The organism is Dactylosporangium sp. NPDC005555 (assembly GCF_040605635.1).
Lineage (GTDB): Bacteria > Actinomycetota > Actinomycetes > Mycobacteriales > Micromonosporaceae > Dactylosporangium.
The window spans coordinates 58216-80468 of sequence record NZ_JBEXDG010000019.1 but is presented as its reverse complement, the minus strand read 5'-3'; the positions used below and the strand labels follow the sequence as shown (position 1 = coordinate 80468).

Sequence of the window (22253 nt, the reverse complement as noted above, 5' to 3'; positions counted from 1 at the left end):
GCGTTCGCCCCGGCACTGAGCGCGACCTGGTTTCGCGCGGATATGCTGCGGTCGCAGATCCGATGTCAAAGGAGACCGGGATGTCCGACGAAGTCCGTGCCGAGATGGTGGCGAACGTATGGAAGATCACCACTGAGGTCGGTGCCGAGGTCAGCGAGGGGGACACCCTGGTGATTCTCGAGTCGATGAAGATGGAGATCCCCGTCATCGCCGAGTCGGACGGCACGGTCAGCCAGATCGCCGTCAATGAGGGCGACGTGGTGCAGGAAGGCGACCTCATCGCCGTGATCGGGTGACGCACGAGGTGCCGGCGGTCCGGCGAGCGGTGCCGGACGACTACGCGGAGGTCGCGCGGCTGACCGTCGAGGCGTATCGCGCCGACGGTCAGCTCGAGGAGGACCACGGCTACGGCGCGCGGCTCGCCGACGTGCGGACCCGCGCCGAGCACAGCGAGGTCCTGGTCGCCGAGGACAGCGGGGTGTTGCTGGGCGCGGTCGCGTTCGTGCTGCCGGGCACCAGCTATGCGGAGCTTTCGAAGCCGGATGAGGCCGAGTTCCGCATGCTCGCCGTCGACCCCGCCGCGCAGCGGCGCGGGGTGGCCCGGGCGCTGGTGCGCGCCTGCGTCGAGCGGGCGGCCGTGCTCGGCTGCGGGTCTCTGGTGATCTCCACACGGGACCGCAACGCCGCCGCGTTCGCGCTCTACGACAGCTTCGGCTTCGTGCGTGAGCCCGCCCTGGACTGGTCGCCGGTCGAGGGCGTCCGGCTGCTCGGCCTGCGCCTGAAACTGCCGGCCGCCGCGACCTGACCGCCCGGGGCCGCCGCCGGCCGTCAGTCGAAGCCGGCCGTCAAGCGAAGCCCGGCCGTCAGTCGAAGCCGGCGGTCGTCATTCGGAGGCAGCGGCGGCCGCCGCCTGGCGCATCAGGTCCTCGGCGACCACCAGTGTCGCGTCGCGGCGCTCCTGCGGGGTGAGGTCGTCGCGGCCGCGGAGCACGAAATGCCCCGCGTGGATCGTGAAGATCGCCATCGCGCGGCGCATCTGCTGAACGGTGGACTCCGAGGGGTCCATGATGAAGGCGAAGACCCGCTCCATCTGCCCCTTCATGAGCTTGCCGGCGGGCAGGGTGTTGATGAGCGTCTGGTTGCGCTCGAAGAACCGGATCACGTGCTCGTGCTTGGCGACGTCGTGCAGCACCGAATAGCGGCGCACGAACTCCATGCGGGTCGGCTCGTCGCGCGGCTGCGCCTCCGCCCACTCCATCAGCGCGTCGACGGCGGCGATGCGGTGCTCGATGAGGCTGTTGACGATGTCGTCCTTGGTCGGGAAGTGGTAGTAGAGCGCGGCCTTGGTGACGCCGAGTTTCTCCGCGATCTCCCGCAGCGAGGTCTTGTCGTAGCCCTCTTCGATGAACAGCTCCAGGGCGACACGCTGGATGTGCGAGCGCACGTCGTCGGAGCCCGCGTCCGCGGTGCGGATCCGGTTCCGGCCCCGCACCACACGGGCGGCGGTCTGGTTCTGCTCCATCGGGACCATCCTACTGAACCGGCTTGACGAGCGGCTGGTAGCCAGCTTACCGTGCGGCTAGTAAGTTAACTAGCCGGCCGACAAGTAAGGTGTGCCGCGATGTCCGACAAGCGCATTCGCGTGGTTCTCCCAGGGCTGCTCATGGCGATGCTCCTGGCGATGCTCGACAACGTCATCGTCGGCACGGCGATGCCCCGCATCGTCGGCGACCTCGGCGGCGTCGACCATCTGTCCTGGGTCGTCACCGCGTATGTCCTCGGTGCCACCGTCTCGACCCCGATCTGGGGCAAGCTCGGCGACCTCTACGGACGCAAGACCGTCTTCCTGACCTCGATCGTGATGTTCCTGCTCGGCTCGGCCCTGTGCGGGTTCGCGCAGGACATGGTGCAGCTCATCGGCTTCCGGGCCTTCCAGGGCCTCGGCGCCGGCGGGCTCATGGTCGGCGCGATGGCCGTCCTCGGCGACCTCGTGCCGCCCCGCGAGCGCGGCAGGTATCAGGGCCAGATGGCCGCGGTCATGGCCGTCGCGATGGTCGGCGGGCCGCTCGTCGGCGGGTTCATCACCGACCACGCCGACTGGCGCTGGGCGTTCTTCGTCAACCTCCCGCTCGGCGGCGCGGCCCTCGCGCTGCTCGCGCTGCGGCTCGACCTGCCGAAGCGGCGCACCGAGCACCGCATCGACTGGGTCGGCGCCGCGCTGCTCTCGGTCGGCGTGACGTCGCTGGTGCTGATCACCACGTGGGGCGGCAACCAGTACGCGTGGGGCTCCGCGCAGATCTTCGGGCTCGCCGCGCTCGCCGTGGTCACGCTCGCGACGTTCGCGATCGTCGAGCGCCGGCACCCGGAGCCGATCCTGCCGCTGGGCATCTTCCGCAACCGCAACTTCAGCCTGATCTCCGGCGTCGGCTTCCTGGTCGGCTTCGCGATGTTCGGCGCCATCACCTTCCTGCCGCTCTACCAGCAGATCGTCCAGGGCGCCTCGGCCACCAACTCCGGCCTGCTCCTGCTGCCGATGATGGGCGGCCTGCTGGTCACCTCACTGGTCTCCGGCCGGCTGATCACCAAGACCGGGAAGTACCGGGCGTATCCGATCATCGGCGGTCTCGTCATGGTCGTCGCGATGGTGCTGCTGTCGCGCCTGGACTCGGACACCTCGAAGCTCGAGTCGGGGATCTACATGGCCGTCCTCGGCCTGGGTATGGGCTTCCTGATGCAGACCTCGATGCTCATCGCGCAGAACAGCGTCGAGCTCAAGGACCTCGGCGTGGCGAGCAGCACCGCGACGTTCGCCCGCTCGATCGGTGGTGCGTTCGGCGTCTCGGCGTTCGGCGCGATCTTCAACCACAAGCTGCACGACCTGCTGGCGGGCAAGGTCGGCCCGCAGGCGGCGGAGCAACTGTCCGGCGGCGGTGGCGGCGGCGCCACGATCGGCCCGGCCACGCTCGGCCGGCTGCCCGCCGAGGTGCGCACCGCGGTCATCGACTCGATCGCCGGCGCCACCTCGAGCGTGTTCCTGTGGGCGGTCGCGGCGACGGTCCTCGTGCCGGTGCTCGCGCTGTTCGTCCGCGAGATCGCACTGCGCGGCGGTCCCGAGAAGCCGGACGGGGCGTCCAAAGACCCGGACGCGCAGCCGGAGAGCACGCTGGTTGCGCAGGAGGGGTAGTTTCGCGCACGCAATGCGCGAATAAGCAGGAGAAACTGGCGTCTGGTGCGCGAAGCTGGCAAGCTTTGAGCAGTAACGCGCACCAGACGATCAGAGGAGACAACCGTGACGGAGCAGCCCGGTGCCGGAATGCAGGCGGACATCGCCGAGCAGCCGGCGGTGTTCGCAAGGCTCGTCGACGAGCAGGCGGGCGCCATCGCCGCCGTCGCCGAGCAGATCGCGCGGTGGCAGCCGCGCAACGTGATCTTCACGGCGCGGGGCACGTCGGACCACGCCGCCCTCTACGCGGCGTATCTCACCGAGATCCGCCTCGGCATCCCCGTCGGCCTGGCGTCGCCGTCGGCGATGACGCTCTACGGCGCCCGCCCCGACCTGCGCGACACGCTCGTCGTCGGGGTCAGCCAGAGCGGCGGTTCACCCGACCTGCGCGAGGTGCTGCGGGTCGCCGGCGAGCAGGGCGCGCACACCCTCGCCGTCACCAACAACGCCGCGTCGCCGCTGGCCGAGGTCGCCGAGCTGCACGTCGACGTCGTCGCCGGGCACGAGGTCGCGGTCGCGGCCACCAAGACCTACACCGCCGAGCTGCTCGCGCTGCTCATGCTGGTGGAGAGCATCAAGGGCGGCGGCGCGCTGCCCGCCGAAGAGCTCGCCGCGCTGCGCGAGCTGCCCGGTCACGCGGAGCGGGTCCTGGCCGACAGCACGGCCGCCGACCTCGCCGCCCGCTACCGCTTCGCGGACCGGATCGTCACCACCGGCCGGGGCTACGCGTATCCGACCGCCCGGGAGACGGCGCTCAAGCTCATGGAGACCTCCTACGTGGCGGGTCTCGCGTTCTCCGGCGCCGACCTGCTGCACGGCCCCCTGGCCATGGCCGACCCGGACGTGCCGGTCCTGGCGGTCGTCGGCGGCGGCCCCGCCGGCGCGTCGATGCGCGACGTGGTCGGCCGGCTCGGCGAGCGCCGCGCCGACGTGGTCGTCTTCGGGCCGTCCGCGGTCGACGGCGCCGCGGGCTGGGTGCCGACCCCGGCGGTCGACGAGCGTTACGCGCCGCTGCTGGACATCCTGCCGCTGCAGCGGCTCGCGCTGTCCCTCGCCCTGCACCGCGGCGAGAACCCGGACGCCCCGCGCGGCCTCAAGAAGGTGACGTCGACGCTGTAGCGACGTCGACGACGGCGGGCCGCCCCTCGCGCAGGGCCCGCGTCTCGAACGACACCGGGGGCCGGTCGCCGACCAGGATCTGGTAGGTCGGCCGGCTCCCGGACAGGTTCAGCAGCTCGAAGGAGAAGTTGCAGCGGTACGCCCCGCCCGCCGCCGCCAGTACACCCGCCGCCAACGTGGTCACGGCGACCACCTTGCCGTCCTGATCGGCCACCTTCACCGTGGCGCCCGAGACGATGTCCTGCGCCGCGGCGAAGGGGGCCAGGCACGGCGTGCCCGGGACGCCGGTCGCCGCGCCCGCCACGCTCACATAGCCGTGCAGCAGGAAGCCGTCGGGCTTGCTGGTCTCGTCCGCGCGGCCCACCCATCCGCAACCGCCGAGCGTGAGCACGAGGGCGAGGGCAGGCAGCAGACGGCGCACCGGCCCACCATAGTCTGTAGTGGTGTCGACCCTGCGTGACCTCGTCGAGGAGCACACCTCCCTCGCGCCCGAGGACATCGAGCACCTGCACCGCCTCGCCGGCGACTGGCAGATCGTGTCCGACCTGTCCTTCGCCGACCTGCTCATGTGGGTGCCGATCGCGGACCGCGGCGAGTTCCTGTGCGTCGCGCAGGTGCGGCCCACCACCGCCCCGACCGCCTATCAGGACGACCAGGTCGGGCGGGTGTCCGGTGGTCCCGAGGTCGCGCACCTGGCGATCGTCCGGTCGCAGGGGCGGATCTGGCGCGAGGGCGACCCCGTCTGGTACGGCGACATGCCCGCCCGCCACGAGGCCATCCCCGTCCGCCGGCGCGACGAGGCGCAGGTCATCGCCGTCGTCGGCCGCGACACCAACCTCAGCACCGCGAGGACCCCGGCGCAGCTGGAGCTCAACTACCTGACCACCGCCGACGACCTGGCGCAGATGATCGCCGACGGCACGTTCCCGCCGCCGCGGCACCCGGGGGAGACCACCAGCGCCCCGCGCATCGGCGACGGCCTGGTCCGGCTCGACGCGTCCGGCAAGGTCACCTACGCCAGCCCGAACGCGCAGTCGGCCTACCGGCGGCTCGGGCTCGCCGCGCACCTGGTCGGGGAGAGCCTCGCGGAGATCACCGGCCGGCTCGTCGACGACCCGCTGGAGGGCAAGGACGCGACCGACCGGGTCCACTCCGCGCTGCGCGGCGACGCACCCGCCCGCAAGGAGCTGGAGGCGCGGGGCGCGACCGTGCTCATGCGCGCCCTGCCGCTGATGCCCGCCGGGGTGCCGATCGGCGCGCTGGTCCTGGTCCGCGACATCACCGAGGTCCGCCGCCGCGACCGGCAGCTGATGACCAAGGACGCGACGATCCGGGAGATCCACCACCGGGTCAAGAACAACCTGCAGACCGTCGCCGCGCTGCTGCGGCTGCAGGCGCGACGGGTGGGTGTGCCGGCCGCCCGGCACGCGTTGGAGGAGTCGGTCCGCCGCGTCGCCTCCATCGCGCTGGTGCACGAGACCCTGTCGATGTCGGCGTCGGACAGCGCGGACGAGGCGGTCGAGTTCGACGGCATCGTGGACCGGGTCGCCGCCGCGGCCGTCGAGGTCGGCGCCGCCGACTTCCTGGTGGCGCTGCGCCGCGACGGCGACTTCGGGGTGTTGCCGGCAGAGATCGCCACGCCGCTGGTCATGGTGCTCAACGAGCTGCTGCAGAACGCCGTCGAGCACGCCTTCGAGCCCCGCCCGGAGGGCGTCGAGCCCGAGGTCGTCGTGTCGGTGCACCGCTTCCGCAAGCAGCTGCACGTCACCGTCGCCGACAACGGCCGGGGCCTGCCCGAGGGGTTCGACCTGGACAGCAGCGAGCGGCTCGGGCTGCAGATCGTGCGCACCCTCGCCACGGGGGAGCTGCGCGGCACCATCGAGCTGCGCACCCGCGCCGGCGGCGGCACCGAGGCCGTGATGGTCGTCCCGCTGGCAAAACGCTGAAACCTACCGCACTGTGGGACTCGTTGTTCGAGCACGTCGCGGTTCAGGTGTTTCCGGGCTGCTTTTCCTATCGGCTGAGTCGTATTTTTGTTGCTTCCCGGTTACGTGGGTTTGAGACAACCCTCACGCCGACGTGGCGTAAGGACCGGTCGGCGTGGAAGACTGCACCCTATGCACGCTGCTTCTCTGCGGCTCGTCAGCCGCCGACACGTCGACTACGGTCGCGTGCGCAGCGCCATGTGTCCGGCTTGCTGAACGCCGCCCGTTGATATTTTCCCGGGCGCGCGACTTCGCGCCGGATTTCCTATGACATCGACGTCATCCATCGCGCATCTTCCGCGATAGGCCGGCGCAGGCTCGCGTGCTCTCAACCCTGAGAGGACGCCGACATGACGGTGAACACCGTCCCGGCAGAAAACGCCGCACCCGCTCCCCGCCCCGCCGCTCGCGGACGGGCCGGAGCCGGTGGGCGCCCTCGCGGCGAGGGGCAGTGGGCGCTCGGTCACCGTGAGCCGCTCAACCCCAACGAGCGCAGCAAGAAGGACGACAACCCGCTCAACGTCCGGGCCCGCATCGAGAACATCTACGCGCACGGCGGCTTCGACTCGATCGACCCCGCCGACCTGCGCGGACGGTTCCGCTGGTTCGGCCTGTACACGCAGCGCAAGCCCGGCATCGACGGCGGCCGCACGGCGATCCTCGAACCCGAGGAGCTCGACGACAAGTACTTCATGCTGCGCATCCGCAGCGACGGCGGCCAGCTCAGCCTCGCCCAGCTGCGCACCATCGCGTCGATCGCCACCCGCTTCGCCCGCGACACCGCCGACATCACCGACCGGCAGAACATCCAGCTGCACTGGATCCGCGTCGAGGACGTCCCGCGGATCTGGCAGGAGCTCGAGGCCGTCGGCCTGTCGACCACCGAGGCCTGCGGCGACACCCCGCGCGTCGTGCTCGGCAGCCCGATCGCCGGCGTCGCGGAGAGCGAGGTGCTCGACCCGACCGAGGCGATCACCGAGATCACCGCGAAGTTCGTCGGCGACCCGACGCTGTCCAACCTGCCGCGCAAGTTCAAGTCGTCGATCTCGTGGCTGCCCGACACGCCGTACGAGGCGAACGACATCTCCTTCGTCGGGGTCATCCACCCCGAGCACGGCCCCGGCTTCGACCTGTGGGTCGGCGGCGGCCTGTCGACCAACCCGATGCTCGCCCAGCGCCTCGGCGTGTGGGTGCCGCTGCACGAGGTCGTCGACGTGTGGCACGGCGTCATCCAGATCTTCCGCGACTACGGCTACCGCCGGCTGCGCAGCCGCGCCCGGCTGAAGTTCCTGGTCGCGGACTGGGGCGTGGCGAAGTTCCGCGAGGTCCTGGAGGCCGAATACCTCAAGCGCCCGCTGATCGACGGCCCGTCCCCGGACCTGCCGGAGAAGCCGATCGACCACATCGGCGTGCACAAGCAGTGGGACGGCAAGTTCTTCGTCGGCGCGGCGCCCATCGCGGGCCGCAGCTCCGGCAGCCAGCTGGCGGAGGTCGCCGACCTGGCCGAGCGGCACGGCAGCGACCGGGTGCGGCTCACCCCGTACCAGAAGCTCATCGTCCTGGACATCGCCGAGGCCGACACCGAGGCGGTCGTCCTGGGCCTGCGCGAGGCAGGGCTGGAGGCGCGCCCGTCGACCTGGCGGCGCAGCACGATGGCCTGCACCGGGATCGAGTTCTGCAAGCTCGCGATCGTCGAGACCAAGGCCCGTGCCGCCGAGCTCATCGAGCACCTGGAGGCGAAGGTCGCCGAGCTCGACGCCGACATCTCCATCCACCTCAACGGCTGTCCGAACGCCTGCGCCCGCACCCAGGTCGCCGACATCGGCCTCAAGGGCATGCTCGTGAAGGACGACACGACCGGCGACATGGTCGAGGGCTTCCAGATCCACCTCGGCGGAGGCCTCGGCATGGCGGCCGGGCAGAACGCCGGCTTCGGCCGGAAGCTGCGCGGCCTGAAGACCACCGCCGCGGACCTGCCCGCATACGTCGAGCGGGTCGCCAACCACTACCTCGCCGAGCGTGAGTCCGGCGAGTCCTTCGCCCGCTGGGTGATGCGGGCCCCCGAGGAGCAGTTGCGATGAGCGAACGCATGGCGCCGCTCTATTGCCCGTACTGCGGGGACGAGGACCTACGGCCACACGAGGACACGCACGGCGCATGGGAGTGCCGCAGTTGCGCGCGGGTCTTCTCACTGAAATTCCTGGGGCTTGCGGCACACATGTTGGAGGCGAAGCGATGAGCACAGCCGTTGCACGTACGAGGGAAGAGTCCATTGCGTTTGCCAAGGAGGCGTCCGCGCGCCTCGAAGGGCAGACCGCCGACAAGATCGTGGAATGGGCCGCCGGCGAGTTCGGCGACCGGTTCTGTGTGACCAGCTCGTTCGCCGACGCCGTCCTCGCCCACGTCGTGTCGAAGGTGGTGCCGGGCGTGCCGGTCATCTTCCTCGACACCGGCCTGCACTTCGCCGAGACGCTGCGGGTCCGTGAGGTCGTCCAGCGCACGCTGCCGGTGACGGTCCGCTCGATCCGTCCGCGGCAGACCGTCGCGGAGCAGGACGCCGAGTCCGGCCCCCGCCTGTACGCCCGCGACCCCGACGAATGCTGCTTCCTGCGGAAGATCGAGCCGCTGGAGCGGGCCCTGGACGACTACGACGCGTGGGCCGCCGGCCTGCGCCGCGACGAGTCGCCGAGCCGCGCCAACACGCCGATCGTCAGCTTCGAGCAGGCCCGCGGCAAGTTCAAGGTGTCGCCCCTCGCGCAGTGGTCGCAGGCGGACGTCGACGCGTACATCTCCCGCTACAACGTGCCGGTCAACGCGCTCATGCGGCAGGGCTACGCCTCCGTCGGCTGCTGGCCGTGCACCCGGCGGACCCCTCCGGGCGGCGACCCGCGCGGTGGCCGCTGGCCGATGTTCGACAAGACCGAATGCGGTCTGCACGCCGGATGACCGCGGTTTTACTGGTGGCGCACGGGTCCTCCGACCCGCGGGCGGCGGCCTCGACGAGAGCCCTCGCCCGCGCGGTCGCGGCCCAGCGCCCCGGGCTGGACGTCCGGACGTCGTTCCTGGACCACGCCGGTCCGCGTCCTGACGGGGTGCTGATCGACATGCAGCGGCTCGGTCACCGGTCGGCGGTGGTGGTGCCGCTGCTGCTCACCTCCGCGTTCCACGGCCGGGTCGACCTGCCGGGCGTCATCGACCGGGCCTACGCGAACGGCCTGGCCATGCGGGTGCGGGTCACCGACGTCCTCGGGCCGGTGGGCGGTGCCGTCCCACCGCTGCTCGTCGCCGCGTTGCGCCGCCGGCTGCCGTCGCTCGGTGCCGACGGGGCCGACGGGGTCGTCATGGTCGCCGCCGGCACGAGAGACGACCTGGCCAGGCACACCGTCGACCTGACCGCCGCCGAGCTCGGGCGGGCGATCGGGCTGCCGTGCCGGGCCGCCTTCGCCTCCGGGTCACCGGTCACCGGAGCGGTTGCGGTGTCCGCGCTGCGGGCGCAGGGCTGCACGCGGATCGCGATCTCCTCGTACTTCCTGGCCACCGGCAAGCTGCACGAGAGCGCGATCGCCTCCGCGGTGTCCGCCGGCGCGCTGGAGCCGGCCGCGCCGCCGCTCGGCCGCGCGCTCGACCTGGCCCGGCTCGTCGTCGCCAGGATCGGCCGGGTGTCGCCGGAGACCGTGCACCTCGCCGCCTGAGCGCTCCCATGGTGGCGGGCGGCTACCTTGGACGTATGCAGATGACATGCCCGAAGTGCCGCGGCGAGATGCGGCAGTACGAGCGCAGCGGTGTCACCATCGACCAGTGCCTGGAGTGCCGGGGGATCTTCCTCGACCGCGGTGAGCTGGAGAAGATCACCGACGCGGAGAACGCCTGGCGCGGGCGTCAGCAGCAGCCCGGTGCCCCCGGTGTCCCGCCCGCCGCCCCTGGGTTCCCGCCGCCCGGCGCCCCGCAGGCGTATCCGCAGCAGCCCGCCTACGGCCAGCAGCCCTACGGCCAGCCAGCGCACGGCCAGCCGGGCTACGGCCAGCCGGTCCACGGCCAGCCCGGATACGGTCAGCCGGCCTACGGTCAGCCTGCGTACGGCCAGCCGCAGCACGGTCAGCCGCATTATCCGCGGGCGCACGGCCACTACGGTCACCACAAGAAGCGGAAGAAGCACCACCGCGAAAGCTTCTTCGAGGAACTGTTCGACTGAGCCGCACCCGCGGGCCGGGAGAACGGCTGATCTCGCGCTTGGTGGCCGAGGGCTACCTTGGGGGTATGCAGATGACATGCCCGAAGTGCCGCGGCACGATGCAGCAGTACGAGCGCAGCGGCGTCACCATCGAACAGTGCCTCGAGTGCCGGGGGACGTTCCTGGACCGGGGTGAGCTGGAGCGGCTGATCGACATCGAGGGCGGCGCCATGCGCGGACAGCAGTATCCGCCCGGTTACCCGCCACCCGGCTACGGTCAGCCCGGATACGGCGGCTATGGGCAGCCCGGCTATCCGCCGCCCGGCTACGGCCAGCCGCCATACGGTGCCCCCTACTACGACGGGCCGAACTTCCCGCCGCCCGGCCCGAACGACCCCCACTATCGTGGGTAGTCCCCATTTGTTGCGGCCCGCACGTGAAACGCCCCGGCGCATAGGCCGGGGCGTTTTCGTCTTCATCGCCGCTCTGCTCTTCGGCGCGCTTTCGGCTTCGGTGCGCCTCGGGGCGGAGCTGCGATGTATTTGGTGCGCTTACGGGAAGGCTATGCGGAGTGAGCGCGGACCCGGAGGCCGCCGCGACGCTTCATCAAGCGACGCTCGTCTTCGCTCATTCCGCCCCAGACACCTGCGTCCTGACCCGAGTCGAGTGCCCATTGCAGGCAGTCACTGGTCACGGAGCAGCGCTGGCAGACTGCCTTCGCCTGCTCGACCTGCAGCAATGCCGGGCCCGAAGTCCCAATGGGGAAGAACAGTTCCGGGTCCTCGTCGCGGCAGAGGGCATGGTGGCGCCAGTCCGACATGGCGGCAACACTCCTTGTTGTTTTCGCGGATCGTTGTTAATGATTCCCTATGTGCATCTCGCGTACGTCTCGGCTAGGCGGAGCCTGAAGATCCGTAACGCGCCTGCGGGCAACGCTCAGTGTTCGTTTCGCTTGTGAATGCTTTCACGAACTACCGCGATGTCAAGGGGTCCAAACCAAGAAAATCCAAGTCGGTGAGCAAGCTCACGCGCTGTTTGTCCGATTTTATTGTATTTAGGGACCATGAATCGCAACAGCCAGTTACCAATGTAGTACGGTTCGGTCAACGACCGGAGGGGTTTCGGAGATGCGGCCGCGGTGTCTCTCTCGCGACTCTCTGCAACTTTCTCCCCCCTTCGGTGGATGATCGCCCGGGGTGACTCAACACACTACGCGTAACGCCCCCGGCACGGACGCGAAATCCAACTTGTCGCACTCTCCGAGGTACTCACCGTCAACCTGGAAAGCGATCGGTTTGGCAGCGGTGAGCGTGAACCCGGCGAGATCGTGCATCCGCAGCACCTGTCTGCCCTTCGGATCTGCGCCCCGCACCAGCTGGGCCATCGTCCGGGCCGTGCTCCCGACCTGCATCTGCAGCAGGCCGAGCACGTCGAGACCCGTGTCGAACGAGGCCCGCGGATTCGGATCCACCGGCCGCTCGCCGATGTATGTCCACGGTGCGGTGTTCTGCACCAACATCCACGTTAGCCCGGATCGGGCCGGTTCGCCCGGTAGCTCGAGCGTGAGCAGCGGCACGCGCCGGTTCGTCGACGCGTACTGCTGCGCGATCGCCCGGAAATACAGCCACGGCGTCGACGTCGAGCCCTTGTGCCGGGCCTGATCCACGCGCCGCACGACCTCGGCGTCCAGGCCCATGCCGGCGCAGAACGTGAAATACCGGTCGTCGGCGCGGCCGAGCCCGATGATCCGCTCCCGCCGGTCGCGCAGCGCCTCCAGAATGGCGCCGGTGCCCTCGGCCCAGTCGCTCGGCAGGCCCAGTGCCCGCGCGAACACATTCGTGGAGCCACCCGGCACCACCGCGAGCGCCGGGCGATCCTGCGCCCGCCCCTCGGCCGGACCCGCGTCGAACGTCATCAGACCATTGACGGCTTCGTTGACGGTGCCGTCGCCGCCGAGCGTCACGACGAGGTCGAAGCGCTCCCGGGCGGCGTCGCGCGCCAGCTCCACGCCGTGGCCTTTGCGCTGGGTGTAGGCCACCTCCAGGTCGACCTGGCTGCGCAGCGCACGCACCAGGATGTCCCGGCCGCGCTCGGTGGTGGTCGTCGCGTTCGGGTTGACGACCAGGAGGGCACGCATGGGCGGCACTGTACCCGCTCTCCTGCGCGATAAGGTGAGGTGCACGGACCGGGTCGAGCGAGGGGAATGCCAGGTGAGCGGCACGGCAGCGGCGGAGCGGGAGCCGGCGACCCTGCGGTGGGCGGTGCGGCTGCTGTTCGCCGAGGGCGTGGGACTCGCCCTGCTCACACTGGTGATCGTGTATCTCGACGTCACCAGCGAGACGACGTTCCTGTCCGTGGCGCTGTCCTTCACCGGCTACCTGGCGCTCATGACGGTGCTGTTCCTGGGCATCGCCGTGGCGCTGCACCGCCGGAAGCGGTGGGCCCGCGGGCCCGGGATCGTCACGCAGATGCTGCAGATGCCGATCGGCTGGACGATGCTCACCAACGGCCAGCCCTACATCGGCGCGCCGCTGTTCGCGCTCGGCCTGGCCGGCGCGATCCTGCTCTTCGCGCCTTCGACCCGGATCGCGCTCGGCATCCGCTGAATTTCGGCACTTGTTCCGGCCGAACGTAGGAGGCTTGGCCCAGCCGGTCCCCATCACGGCCGGTGTGACCTACCCTCGGATCTCGTGACGGTCGCACCCGCGTATCAGCTGCTCGCCGACCGGCTCCGCGTCGAGATCATGTCCGGTCGACTCCTGCCCGGCGCGCGGCTGCCGACCGAGCCGCAGCTGTGCGAGCAGTCGGGCCTGAGCCGCTCCACCGTCCGCGAGGCGCTCCGCCTGCTCAGCAGCCAGCACCTGATCGTCACCACCCGCGGGGTCAACGGCGGCAGCTTCGTCGCCGAGCCCGACGCGCACACGCTCGGCCAGTTCCTCACCGACGGCGTCGGTCTGCTGCTGGCCAGCGGCTCGGTCAAGGGCGACGACTTCCTCGAGGTCCGGCGGATGCTCGAGGTCCCGGCGGCCGGTCTCGCCGCCGCCCGCCGCGAGCCGTCCCACCTGCGGGAGCTCGATGCGGCGATGTTCGATCCGGACACCGCCGGCCTCGACGAGCGCATCGCCGCGCACGCGGCCTTCCACCTCGCCGTGGCCAGCGCGTCGGGCAACACGCTGCTCTGTCTGATGGTGCGTCCGCTGTACACCGTGAGCGACCGCAAAGCGGCGGCCCACAACGCACCGTTGCCGATGTGGAGGGTGATCGACCAGGATCACCGGGCCCTGCTGGCGGCGATCCGCGCCCAGGACGTGGAGCTGGCGATGGAGCTCGCCCGCGGGCACATCGACAACGTCCGGCCGTCGGAGGTCCCTCCCGAGCACACCCGCCGGCCGGTGCCCGGCGTGGCGGCGCTCAAGCAGCGGGTCGTCCCCTGAAGGCCTACTTCGGGCGGCGCTTCGTCAGCCGGATGCTCGCCTGATGCCCGTCGACGGACGCCGACACCTCGTCGGCCAGGGCGCTGAGGACCTGCCACGCGAACGACTCGCCACCGGGCAGCCGCTCCGTCGGCGAGCCCAGCGGCACGGTCGTCTCGACCGTCAACGCGTCGACCGTCACCGTGAAGCGGCAGGCCAGCTCGACCGTGTCGCCGAGCTGCGGCGTCTCGCTCGCCACCGCGAGCAGCATCGCGCACGCCTCGTCGACGGCGATGCGCAGGTCTTCGATCTCGTCGAGCGTGAACTGCAGCCGCGCGGCCAGACCCGCCGTGGCGGTGCGCAGCACCCCCAGATAGGCGGGTGAGGCGGGCACGGCCAGCAGGACGACGTCGTCGCCGTCCGAGCCCGACCTCTTCGAAACGACCTGAGTCACGCGATGAACCCCCTTGCCCGCGACTCTACGACGTGGCCGCACGCGCCGTTGCGGCGAGTGCGTCCCCGGAGAGCCGGTAGGGCAGCCAATCCGACTTGTGTCGCGCGCCGAGCGCCTCGTAGAAGCCGCGGGCCGGGTTCCAGTCCAGCACCGACCACTCCAGCCGCGGGTATCCGGACTCCACGCAGATCCGCGCCAGGTTCGCGATCAGGGCCTTTCCGGCACCCGTACCGCGGGCGCCCGGACGCACGTAGAGATCCTCCAGGTAGATGCCGTGCACGCCCTCCCACGTGGAGAACGTCCTGAACCACAGCGCCATCCCGACCGTCTCGCCCCCGGTGCGGGCGACGTGGCAGAACACCGCCGGCGCCGGCCCGAACAGCGCGGCCCGCAGCTGCTCCGCGGTCAGGTGGCACTCCTCGGCGGCCTTCTCGAACTCGGCGAGCTCGTGGACCATCGCGACGATCGCCTCGACGTCCTCGTCCCGTGCCTCGATGACTTCCACGCTCATCTATGCGCCTCCGGTAAAGAAACGCCCCCCACCCCGCCGTGGCGGGGTAGGGGGCGCCGGTTGCCTCGCAGGTCAGGCCTGCTTGGTCTCCCAGAAGATCTTCGCGATCTCGTCGATCTTCCCGAGCAGCTGCTCGGCCACGGCCGGGTCGACCGAACCCTTGGCGCCCGACGCGCCCGCGAGCTTCGTGGCCTCGTTGAACAGGCCGTGCAGCTGCGGATACTTCTCGAAGTGCGGCGGCTTGAAGTAGTCGGTCCACAGCACCCACAGGTGGTGCTTGACCAGCTCGGCGCGCTGTTCCTTGATCAGCAGCGCCCGGGTGCGGAACTCGGGGTCGCTGTTGGCCTGATACTTCTCGCTGATTGCCTTGACGGACTCGGCCTCAATTCGGGCCTGCGCCGGGTCGTAGACACCACACGGCAGGTCGCAGTGGGCGCTCACCACGGTGCGCGGGGTGAAAAGCCGCGACAGTCGCATCGAACCCTCCAGGGTGATTTGCGATGATCCTCAGTTGGTGACCCTACTCCTATCCAAGTCCGGGGATTTCATGCGGCTACCGTGGTTCACGGCACTGGTGAACGGCCCGTCGATGGTGCCGACGCTGCGCCACGGCGACCGGATCCTCGTCCGCCGCACGCGCGGGGCCCGCCCGGGTGACGTCGTCGTCGGGTCTTTCCGCAGCCGGCCCGGCCTTCTGGTGGTCAAGCGCGTGGCCCGCGCCGAGGCCAGCGGATGGTGGCTGACCGGCGACAACTCCTTCGGATCCGATGATTCGGCGTCGTACGGCGTCGCCGACGTCATCGGACGTGTGACATTTCGCTGGTGGCCACAACCGGTGCGGTTGCGGCGGACCGCGGCGTAAGGTGATGCGGATACCGGGTCACCCCCGCTGAATCGCATCTTGAGCGCTTTCACCACCCGAGCGCTTCGCGGAAACACCAGCATTGTCAGACGTGGCAAAGGAGCCCCCGTGTCTGCACCCGTGACCAAGCACTTCGAGGCGCATACCGTCGAAATCGACAGGTCGTTCGCGAAGGACCCCCATGCCCTTGAAGGGCCCGTTTTCGACCTGCATCGGGGCGGCAAGATGTCCGTCCAGTCCAGCGTCCCGCTCGCGACCCGTGAAGATCTCGCTCTGGCGTACACGCCGGGCGTCGCCCAGGTCTGCGAGGCCATCGCCGCCGACGAGTCACTGGTCCATGAGCTGACCTGGGTCGGCCGCGCCGTCGCCGTGGTCACCGACGGATCCGCCGTGCTCGGCCTGGGCAACATCGGCCCGCGGGCCGCGATGCCGGTCATGGAGGGCAAGGCCGTCCTCTTCAAGCAGTTCGGCGGGGTGGACGCGGTGCCGATCTGCCTCGACACCCAGGACCCGGACGAGATCGTCGCGATCGTCACCGCGCTCGCACCGTCGTTCGGCGGGATCAACCTCGAGGACATCTCCGCGCCGCGCTGCTTCGAGATCGAGCGCCGGCTGGAAGCGACCCTGCCGATCCCCGTCTTCCACGACGACCAGCACGGCACCGCGATCGTCGTGCTCGCCGCGCTGCGCAACGCCGCCCGAGTCCTCGGCCGCGAGCTGCGCGACCTGCGCATCGTCGTCAGCGGGGCCGGCGCCGCCGGGGTCGCGGTCACCAAGATGCTGATCAGCGGCGGCGCCGACGCCGGCGAGATCGTCGTGCTCGACTCTCGGGGCTGCCTGCACAACGGCCGCACCGACCTCAACCCGGAGAAGGCCGCCCTCGCCGCCCTCACCAACGCGGGCGGGATCACCGGGGACATCGCCAACGCCCTGCGCGGAGCCGACGTCCTGATCGGTGTCTCCGGCGGCACCATCGGCGAATCCGCCCTCGCGGGCATGTCACCCGGTGGAGCGATCTTCGCCCTCGCCAACCCGACGCCCGAGGTGCACCCTTCGGTGGCGTCGCGCTACGCGGCGGTCGTCGCCACCGGCCGCAGCGACTTCCCCAACCAGATCAACAACGTGCTCGCGTTCCCCGGCATCTTCCGTGGCGCCCTGGACGTCGGCGCCACCCGCATCACCGACGGCATGAAGGTCGCCGCCGCCTCGGCCATCGCGTCGGTGCTGGCCGCCGAGGAGCTGAGCACGGACGCGATCGTCCCCAGCGCCCTGGACCCGCGCGTCGCCCCGGCCGTCGCCGCCGCGGTCAGCGCTGCGGCCCGCCACGACGGTGTGTTGAGATAACCGTTATGCGTGCCGCTTTCGCGTCCAGCTTCAACGACGCCGACCCTCTCGCCGGCCTCACCGTCGGCGACGCGCCAGCGCCGGCCCCGCAAGACGGCTGGGTCGTGGTGGACGTGCGCGCCAGCGCGCTCAACCACCACGACCTGTGGTCGCTGCGCGGCGTCGGCCTGCGCCCCGAGCAGCTCCCGATGATCCTGGGCTGCGACGCCGCCGGCATCGGCCCCGACGGCGCCGAGGTCGTCGTGTATCCGGTCGTCTTCACCCCCGGCGGAGACTTCTCCATCCTGTCGGAGCACTACCAGGGCACCGTCGCGGAGCAGGTCACCGTCCCCGCGTACAACCTGGTGCCGAAGCCCCCGGAGCTCACCTTCGCCGAGGCGGCCTGCCTGCCCACGGCGTGGCTGACCGCATACCGCATGCTCACCACGAAGGGCCGGATCGAAGCCGGCGGCGCCGTCCTGGTGCAGGGCGCCGGCGGCGGGGTGGCCACGGCCGCGGTCCTGCTCGCCAGGGCCCTCGGCGCCCGCGTGTACGCCACCTCCCGCGACGCCGCGAAACGGGACCGGGTGGCCGCCCTGGGCGCCACCGCCCTCGACTCCGGCGCCCGCCTCCCGGAACGCGTCGACGTAGTGATCGAAACGGTCGGCGAGGCCACCTTCGACCACTCTCTGAAGTGCGCCAAGTCCGGCGCCCGCATCGTCGTCTCCGGCGCCACCAGCGGCCACCTGCCGGCGGTGAACCTGCGCCGGCTGTTCGCCTCACAGCTGGAGATCCTCGGCACCAGCATGGGCACCCCCGAGGAACTCGCCGACCTGATGACCCTGCTCGCCAAGACCGGCGTACGGCCCCTCATCGACTCGGTCATCCCCTTCTCCACCGCCCGCACCGCCTTCGAAAAACTCCACTCCGGCGACGTCTTCGGCAAGATCGTCCTGGACCACACCACCTGACCCGCTGCTCATCCGTCCCCGAGGGGCGTGCCCGGCCCAGCCTTCCGCTGCCTCCGGGGCACGCCCCTCGGTCCTTTGCCGGCCTGCTCCCCGAACCCACCCCCACGCGCGGAGTGACCGGATGACTTCACAACTGGTCGTCGAAGGAGGAGGAGGAGTGGGGGAGCTGGCGGCGGGCGGAGAGGTCGCCGTACAGCGAGAGGCGCAGGAAAGCGAGCGTCACGGTGCGGACCTCGGTGAAGGACCGCATGTCCGGGCGGAGGTACGGGTCGTTGTGGTTGCCGCCGGGCACGGTCAGCATGGCCTTGGACCAGGGGACGACGTCGTACGTGGCCTTGCCGGAGGCATAGGAGACCATGGGGTCGGCGTCGCCGTGGACGAAGAGGAGGGAGGCCGGCGTGCCGGTGAACGCGGTGCCCACGCCCAGGCCGCTGCCGGCCAGGATGATGCCGGCGTGCAGGCGGGCGTCGCGGTCGGCGGTGAAGAGGCCGACGGTGGTGATGGCGCCCGCGGAGTGGCCGGCGGCGGCGAGGCGGGTGCCGTCGATGCGGTTGCCGAGCGGGCCGGCGAGGACCTGGCGCAGCACGAAGGAGGCGTCGGCGGGCTGGTTGAGCACGTCGTAGACGTCGAGGCGCGGGGCGCTGCGGGTCGTGTTGGGGTACGCCGGGGCGATCACCGCGAACCCCGCCGCGGCCCAGGCGGTGAGCAGCGGCTCGAACGACTCGGGCGTGCCGTTCAGGCCGTGGCTGAACACGACCGCGGGGACCTTGGCCGTCGTGGCCGGCTGCCAGATGACGGTGCGCAGGACGCGCCCTTGCCGGTTGTACGTCACCTCCTGCCGCGAGACGTCGAGCGTGCCGCGCGGCAGTGGCAGCGGCGACAGCGGCGTGACCTGGGCGAGGTGGGGAGCGATGGTCGGGGGTGGCGGGGACGGCGTCACCCACCGGGCGGGCGCCGGCCGGACCGTGCAACCGGACAACGACAGCAGCAGGGCCACACACAAAAGCCGGCGCATGGCACCAACCGTACGAGGCCGCCGCCCCGGCGAAGGCTGGCCCGGAGGGCGATTTCCGGCTAGGTTGCGGCCATGTCCGTCGTCTTCCGGGCGCTCATCGCGGTGAGTGCGCTGGCCGGGATCATCCTGCTGCTCGACTACACCCACGGTGACGGGGGAGTGTTCGTCTACTTCACCGTGCAGAGCAGCGTGATCATCGCCGTGGTGTCGGCGTCGGCGACGATATGGACGGTGCCGGCCTGGGTGCGCGGGGCGGCGACGCTGTACAGCTGCATCACCGGCACGGTGTATCACGCGCTGCTGGCCAACCCGTCCAGCCCGTTCCACGTGGTCGACTCGGGGGCGCACGCTCCGCACAACCTGCTGCTGCACACGGTGACGCCGATCCTCGCGGCGGTCACCTGGCTCTTCGTCGACCGCGAGCCGGTCCGCTGGTGGTTCGCGGCGGTCTGGCTCTGCTATCCCCTCGCATATCTGGCGTTCGCGCTGGCACGAGGTGCGATCGTGCACGAGTATCCGTATCCGTTCGTGGACGCGGGCGAGCTCGGGTACGGCGGCGTGACGATCTCGGCGCTCGGCTTCACCGTGGCGTTCTTCCTGCTCGGGCTGCTGCTCATCGGGCTCGGCGCGGGCGTGCGCAGGCTACTGCGGCAGCAGCAGCGCACCCGGGTTGAGGATCCCGCGGGGGTCTAGCGTGCGTTTCGCGGCCCGCAGCACGTCGGTGAAGAGCGGGTCCCGGGCCAGCCACGGCAGGTGGTCCCGGCCGACCGCGTGATGGTGCGTGATCGTGCCGCCGGCGGCGGTGATGGCCGAGCTGACCTCGGCCTTGATCTCGTCCCAGATCGTCACCTCGGCGCCGCGCCGGGCCGGCGTGATGACGGTGAAGTACGGCGCGGGCCCGTCCGGATAGGCATGGGTGATGCGGCAGGTGACCACGGCGACCCTGGCCGGCGCGGCGGCCTGCGCGGCGGCGGTCACGGCCGCGTGCAGCGCCTCGAACCGCGTCCAGGTGCACGCCGTCTCCACCGTCTCGACGATGAGGCCGAGCCTGATGAGGGCGTCGCGCGTGTACGGCGCCCGCAGGAACGACGATCGCCAGACGCCCTGATCACCGGAAGCGCCGTCGCCGATCCGGTTGAGCCGGCCCAGGTCGAGGGAGATCCACGGCGCGTCCCCGCGGTATTCGACGCCGCCCACGACGGAGGTGCCGCCACCGTACGGGACGACGGCCGCCCCGACCGCCTCCGCCCAGTCCAGCGTGGCGACGACGTCATGGGCGGTGCGCGGGAAGCAGACCAGGTCGGGCGGGTGGTCGAGCCGGCCGTGCAGGGCCCGGACCACGTCGCGGAAGGCTTTGCCGTACGTGTGCGCCGCCCGCGTCATCGCGTCGGCGGCGAACGCCTCCTGCATGATCGACGGCGGGATCAGCCGCGGCGGGGGCAGGACCGGGTCGTACGGCACCGGCAGCACCGACCCGTCGATCGGCATCCACGGCCGCAGCGACGTCTCCGCCAGGCGCCGGCACGCGTCGTCGTCGAGAGCCTCGTCGGCCCAGCCCCAGCCCCACCACGACCGCTCACGCCAGCTGGCCATTGACGGAGAGTGCCACAATCCGACACGTTCGGCCACTGTTCCCAGGTCAGGTCATAGGTATTCTGTCGGCCATGCCCGATGAGCGCATTGACCCAAGTCAGAACACTCAGGCATTCCAGGCATGGGTGGACAACAACAACACCAACCAGGCGCCTCAGCCCGCCGCGACCGGCTCCAAGCTCGGCCTCATCGTGGGCGCCGCCGTCGTCGCGGTCGTGGTCGTCGTCGTGGTGCTCGTGCTGGTGCTGTAGATCCCGACCGATTCGAAGCGCGTCACACCGTCGAGCGTGGCGTCGTTGCTCAGCCGGAGCCGGGCGCTGTCGTCACCGTCGAGTGCCCAGGTGAGGAAGTCGAGCAGGGTCGCCATCGCCTGGTGGTGGCCGCGCTCCGCGTCGTTGGTGCCGGCGCCGTGCTCGCCGCCGATGATCGTCAGGAACGCCTTCGGCCAAGGGTTCGCGGCGTAGGACGTGCGGCCCTGCTCGTAGGCGACGACGGGGTCCTTGTCACCGTGGATGAACAGCAGCGGCACCGGGCTGCCCTGGTACTTCCCGGCGGGCCGGCCCGCGAAGATGACGCCGGCCCTGAGGCGCGGGTCGCGGTGCACGGTGAACAGGCCGTCGGTGGTGGTGCCGCCGCCGGAGTGCCCCACGGCCGCCATCCGGCCGGGGTCGATGCTGTCGGCCAGCGGGTTGCCGGGCTGGAGCATCTGCGTGATGACGAACGACGCGTCCAGCGACTGGTTCGGTACGTCGAGCTTGTTGAACTTCGGCGTGTCCTTCTTCGTGAAGGGGTACGCCGCGGCGACGACCACGTATCCCGACTCAGCGAGGAACTTGGTCATGCCTTCCTGCATCTGCGGATTGCTGTAGAAACCGTGGCTCCACACGATCAGCGGCAGCTTCCCCGGCAGCGGCGCGGCGTCGCGCTGCGCCTGCCCCTTGGTCCTGCGGGCCGAGCCGCGCGTCGGATACCACACGGTGGTGGGCAGCGGACGGTCCTTGCCCCGGGCAAGATCGAAGTGCCGCACGCCGATCGCATGGCTGCTCGCGCCGGCGGCCTGGGCTCCCGCCGCGGCGGTGAGGGGCTCGCTGGGCGTGTCGGCCCCTGAGGCCGAAAAAGCGCCGCCCAGGAGGAGCAGGGCGGCGGCCAGGAGCGACACGGTTGCAGAACGGTTGCGACTCGGGGGCACGTACAGAATGTAGGTGGCCGATGCGCTAAGGCGTTATCACCCGTCTGGGGACAATCGATTGGCTTGCCGGACTACGCCAGCTTGTACTTGTACGACCCATTTGGTGGACATGACCGGCGCCGACGATCGAAGGACCGCCGGCGCCGGCACGCTAGTCAGCCGGTGACGACGGTCACTCCGAAGTCCCGGAACGCCGTCAGTCCTCGTCGTCGTCCAGGCGGGCCAGGTGGACGGCGAGCCGCTCGATCGGGACCTCGAACTCGGGGTTCTGGTCGACGAACTCCCGCAGCCGCTCGGCCAGCCACTCGAACGTGACTTCCTCCTCGCCCCTGCGGGTGGCGAGCTCCTCGATGCCGCGGTCGGTGAAGTACATGACGCCCCCAAAGAAACCGGGGAGGGCGCGAGCCCTCCCCGATACGGATAC

General features: G+C 70.7%; 27 protein-coding genes. 16 read left to right on the top strand and 11 right to left on the bottom strand.

What is annotated here, in order from left to right:
• Positions 1 to 80 precede the first annotated feature (80 nt).
• Together ABZS58_RS22545 and ABZS58_RS22540 are read left to right on the top strand one after the other, a co-directional pair.
• Complete coding sequence (locus ABZS58_RS22545) at positions 81 to 296, top strand: biotin/lipoyl-binding carrier protein (protein WP_354784399.1); 216 nt, start codon at positions 81 to 83, stop codon at positions 294 to 296.
• A complete protein-coding gene (locus ABZS58_RS22540; RefSeq protein ID WP_354784397.1) occupies positions 293 to 805 on the top strand; it encodes a GNAT family N-acetyltransferase in 513 nt (170 codons plus the stop codon). The genes ABZS58_RS22545 and ABZS58_RS22540 overlap by 4 nt, the downstream gene beginning before the upstream one ends.
• A 78-nt stretch (positions 806 to 883) precedes the next feature.
• Here the strand turns inward: ABZS58_RS22540 and ABZS58_RS22535 are convergent, their stop codons facing one another.
• Entirely contained in the window at positions 884 to 1522 is a 639-nt protein-coding gene (locus tag ABZS58_RS22535; RefSeq protein ID WP_354784395.1) for a helix-turn-helix domain-containing protein, read from the bottom strand.
• Positions 1523 to 1621: 99 nt separating this feature from the next.
• Here ABZS58_RS22535 and ABZS58_RS22530 point away from each other — a divergent pair, with 99 nt between their 5' ends.
• Together ABZS58_RS22530 and ABZS58_RS22525 are read left to right on the top strand one after the other, a co-directional pair.
• A complete protein-coding gene (locus tag ABZS58_RS22530) occupies positions 1622 to 3184 on the top strand; it encodes an MDR family MFS transporter (RefSeq protein ID WP_354784393.1) in 1563 nt (520 codons plus the stop codon).
• A gap of 129 nt (positions 3185 to 3313) precedes the next feature.
• On the top strand, positions 3314 to 4342 hold the full coding sequence (locus ABZS58_RS22525) for an SIS domain-containing protein (protein WP_354784533.1): 1029 nt from the start codon (positions 3314 to 3316) through the stop codon (positions 4340 to 4342).
• Here ABZS58_RS22525 and ABZS58_RS22520 read toward each other — a convergent pair.
• Positions 4317 to 4763, bottom strand: a complete 447-nt coding sequence (locus tag ABZS58_RS22520) for a hypothetical protein (RefSeq protein WP_354784391.1) — start codon at positions 4761 to 4763, stop codon at positions 4317 to 4319. The genes ABZS58_RS22525 and ABZS58_RS22520 overlap by 26 nt on opposite strands.
• A gap of 22 nt (positions 4764 to 4785) precedes the next feature.
• Here ABZS58_RS22520 and ABZS58_RS22515 point away from each other — a divergent pair, with 22 nt between their 5' ends.
• The 6 genes from ABZS58_RS22515 (at position 4786) to ABZS58_RS22490 (ending at position 10911) form a co-directional block, all read left to right on the top strand.
• Positions 4786 to 6288 carry a histidine kinase N-terminal domain-containing protein gene (locus ABZS58_RS22515; RefSeq protein WP_354784389.1) on the top strand — a complete coding sequence of 501 codons (1503 nt, stop codon included), beginning with the start codon at positions 4786 to 4788 and terminating at the stop codon, positions 6286 to 6288.
• 389 nt (positions 6289 to 6677) lie between these two features.
• A complete protein-coding gene (locus ABZS58_RS22510; protein WP_354784387.1) occupies positions 6678 to 8408 on the top strand; it encodes a nitrite/sulfite reductase in 1731 nt (576 codons plus the stop codon).
• A 154-nt stretch (positions 8409 to 8562) separates the two neighbouring features.
• On the top strand, positions 8563 to 9273 hold the full coding sequence (locus ABZS58_RS22505; protein ID WP_354784385.1) for a phosphoadenylyl-sulfate reductase: 711 nt from the start codon (positions 8563 to 8565) through the stop codon (positions 9271 to 9273).
• Positions 9270 to 10019, top strand: a complete 750-nt coding sequence (locus ABZS58_RS22500; RefSeq protein ID WP_354784383.1) for a CbiX/SirB N-terminal domain-containing protein — start codon at positions 9270 to 9272, stop codon at positions 10017 to 10019. The genes ABZS58_RS22505 and ABZS58_RS22500 overlap by 4 nt, the downstream gene beginning before the upstream one ends.
• Before the next feature lie 35 nt (positions 10020 to 10054).
• Positions 10055 to 10519, top strand: a complete 465-nt coding sequence (locus ABZS58_RS22495) for a zf-TFIIB domain-containing protein (protein ID WP_354784381.1) — start codon at positions 10055 to 10057, stop codon at positions 10517 to 10519.
• A 65-nt stretch (positions 10520 to 10584) separates the two neighbouring features.
• Positions 10585 to 10911, top strand: a complete 327-nt coding sequence (locus ABZS58_RS22490) for a zf-TFIIB domain-containing protein (protein ID WP_354784379.1) — start codon at positions 10585 to 10587, stop codon at positions 10909 to 10911.
• 149 nt (positions 10912 to 11060) lie between these two features.
• On the opposite strand, the gene ABZS58_RS22485 is transcribed toward ABZS58_RS22490, so the two are convergent.
• Together ABZS58_RS22485 and ABZS58_RS22480 are read right to left on the bottom strand one after the other, a co-directional pair.
• Positions 11061 to 11318 (bottom strand): WhiB family transcriptional regulator, encoded by a 258-nt coding sequence (locus tag ABZS58_RS22485; RefSeq protein ID WP_033358446.1) that lies wholly within the window; start codon positions 11316 to 11318, stop codon positions 11061 to 11063.
• Between the two features lie 381 nt (positions 11319 to 11699).
• Positions 11700 to 12635: a diacylglycerol kinase family protein gene (locus ABZS58_RS22480; RefSeq protein WP_354784377.1), complete on the bottom strand. Its 936-nt coding sequence runs from the start codon at positions 12633 to 12635 to the stop codon at positions 11700 to 11702.
• A 73-nt stretch (positions 12636 to 12708) separates the two neighbouring features.
• Between ABZS58_RS22480 and ABZS58_RS22475 the strand changes: the two genes are divergently transcribed.
• Both ABZS58_RS22475 and ABZS58_RS22470 read left to right on the top strand, forming a co-directional pair.
• On the top strand, positions 12709 to 13104 hold the full coding sequence (locus ABZS58_RS22475; protein WP_354784375.1) for a hypothetical protein: 396 nt from the start codon (positions 12709 to 12711) through the stop codon (positions 13102 to 13104).
• An 84-nt stretch (positions 13105 to 13188) separates the two neighbouring features.
• Positions 13189 to 13932, top strand: a complete 744-nt coding sequence (locus ABZS58_RS22470) for an FCD domain-containing protein (protein WP_354784373.1) — start codon at positions 13189 to 13191, stop codon at positions 13930 to 13932.
• Positions 13933 to 13936: 4 nt separating this feature from the next.
• On the opposite strand, the gene ABZS58_RS22465 is transcribed toward ABZS58_RS22470, so the two are convergent.
• From ABZS58_RS22465 to sodN, 3 genes are all read right to left on the bottom strand, one after another.
• Positions 13937 to 14365, bottom strand: coding sequence for an ATP-binding protein (locus ABZS58_RS22465; protein WP_354784371.1), 429 nt, complete (start codon positions 14363 to 14365; stop codon positions 13937 to 13939).
• A gap of 25 nt (positions 14366 to 14390) precedes the next feature.
• Entirely contained in the window at positions 14391 to 14876 is a 486-nt protein-coding gene (locus ABZS58_RS22460; protein WP_354784369.1) for a GNAT family N-acetyltransferase, read from the bottom strand.
• Positions 14877 to 14948: 72 nt separating this feature from the next.
• Positions 14949 to 15353 (bottom strand): superoxide dismutase, Ni, encoded by a 405-nt coding sequence (gene sodN / locus ABZS58_RS22455; protein WP_354784367.1) that lies wholly within the window; start codon positions 15351 to 15353, stop codon positions 14949 to 14951.
• Positions 15354 to 15423: 70 nt separating this feature from the next.
• Between sodN and ABZS58_RS22450 the strand changes: the two genes are divergently transcribed.
• From ABZS58_RS22450 to ABZS58_RS22440, 3 genes are all read left to right on the top strand, one after another.
• Entirely contained in the window at positions 15424 to 15738 is a 315-nt protein-coding gene (locus tag ABZS58_RS22450) for a S24/S26 family peptidase (RefSeq protein ID WP_354784531.1), read from the top strand.
• A 225-nt stretch (positions 15739 to 15963) separates the two neighbouring features.
• Positions 15964 to 17082: an NADP-dependent malic enzyme gene (locus ABZS58_RS22445; protein ID WP_354784529.1), complete on the top strand. Its 1119-nt coding sequence runs from the start codon at positions 15964 to 15966 to the stop codon at positions 17080 to 17082.
• Positions 17079 to 18032, top strand: coding sequence for a zinc-binding dehydrogenase (locus ABZS58_RS22440; protein WP_354784527.1), 954 nt, complete (start codon positions 17079 to 17081; stop codon positions 18030 to 18032). Before ABZS58_RS22445 ends, ABZS58_RS22440 begins: the two co-directional genes overlap by 4 nt.
• Positions 18033 to 18159: 127 nt before the next feature.
• Here the strand turns inward: ABZS58_RS22440 and ABZS58_RS22435 are convergent, their stop codons facing one another.
• Positions 18160 to 19047, bottom strand: coding sequence for a chlorophyllase (locus ABZS58_RS22435; protein WP_354784366.1), 888 nt, complete (start codon positions 19045 to 19047; stop codon positions 18160 to 18162).
• A 72-nt stretch (positions 19048 to 19119) separates the two neighbouring features.
• On the opposite strand from ABZS58_RS22435, the gene ABZS58_RS22430 reads away from it, so the two are divergent.
• The gene (locus ABZS58_RS22430; RefSeq protein WP_354784364.1) at positions 19120 to 19740 is read left to right on the top strand and encodes a Pr6Pr family membrane protein; all 621 of its coding nucleotides are present in this window, start codon (positions 19120 to 19122) and stop codon (positions 19738 to 19740) included.
• On the opposite strand, the gene ABZS58_RS22425 is transcribed toward ABZS58_RS22430, so the two are convergent.
• From ABZS58_RS22425 to ABZS58_RS22415, 3 genes are all read right to left on the bottom strand, one after another.
• Positions 19690 to 20640, bottom strand: coding sequence for an FAD-linked oxidase C-terminal domain-containing protein (locus ABZS58_RS22425; protein WP_354784362.1), 951 nt, complete (start codon positions 20638 to 20640; stop codon positions 19690 to 19692). The genes ABZS58_RS22430 and ABZS58_RS22425 overlap by 51 nt on opposite strands.
• Before the next feature lie 154 nt (positions 20641 to 20794).
• Positions 20795 to 21799 carry a chlorophyllase gene (locus ABZS58_RS22420; RefSeq protein WP_354784360.1) on the bottom strand — a complete coding sequence of 335 codons (1005 nt, stop codon included), beginning with the start codon at positions 21797 to 21799 and terminating at the stop codon, positions 20795 to 20797.
• Positions 21800 to 22025: 226 nt separating this feature from the next.
• Positions 22026 to 22202 carry a DUF6104 family protein gene (locus ABZS58_RS22415; protein ID WP_354784358.1) on the bottom strand — a complete coding sequence of 59 codons (177 nt, stop codon included), beginning with the start codon at positions 22200 to 22202 and terminating at the stop codon, positions 22026 to 22028.
• Positions 22203 to 22253: the final 51 nt, after the last annotated feature.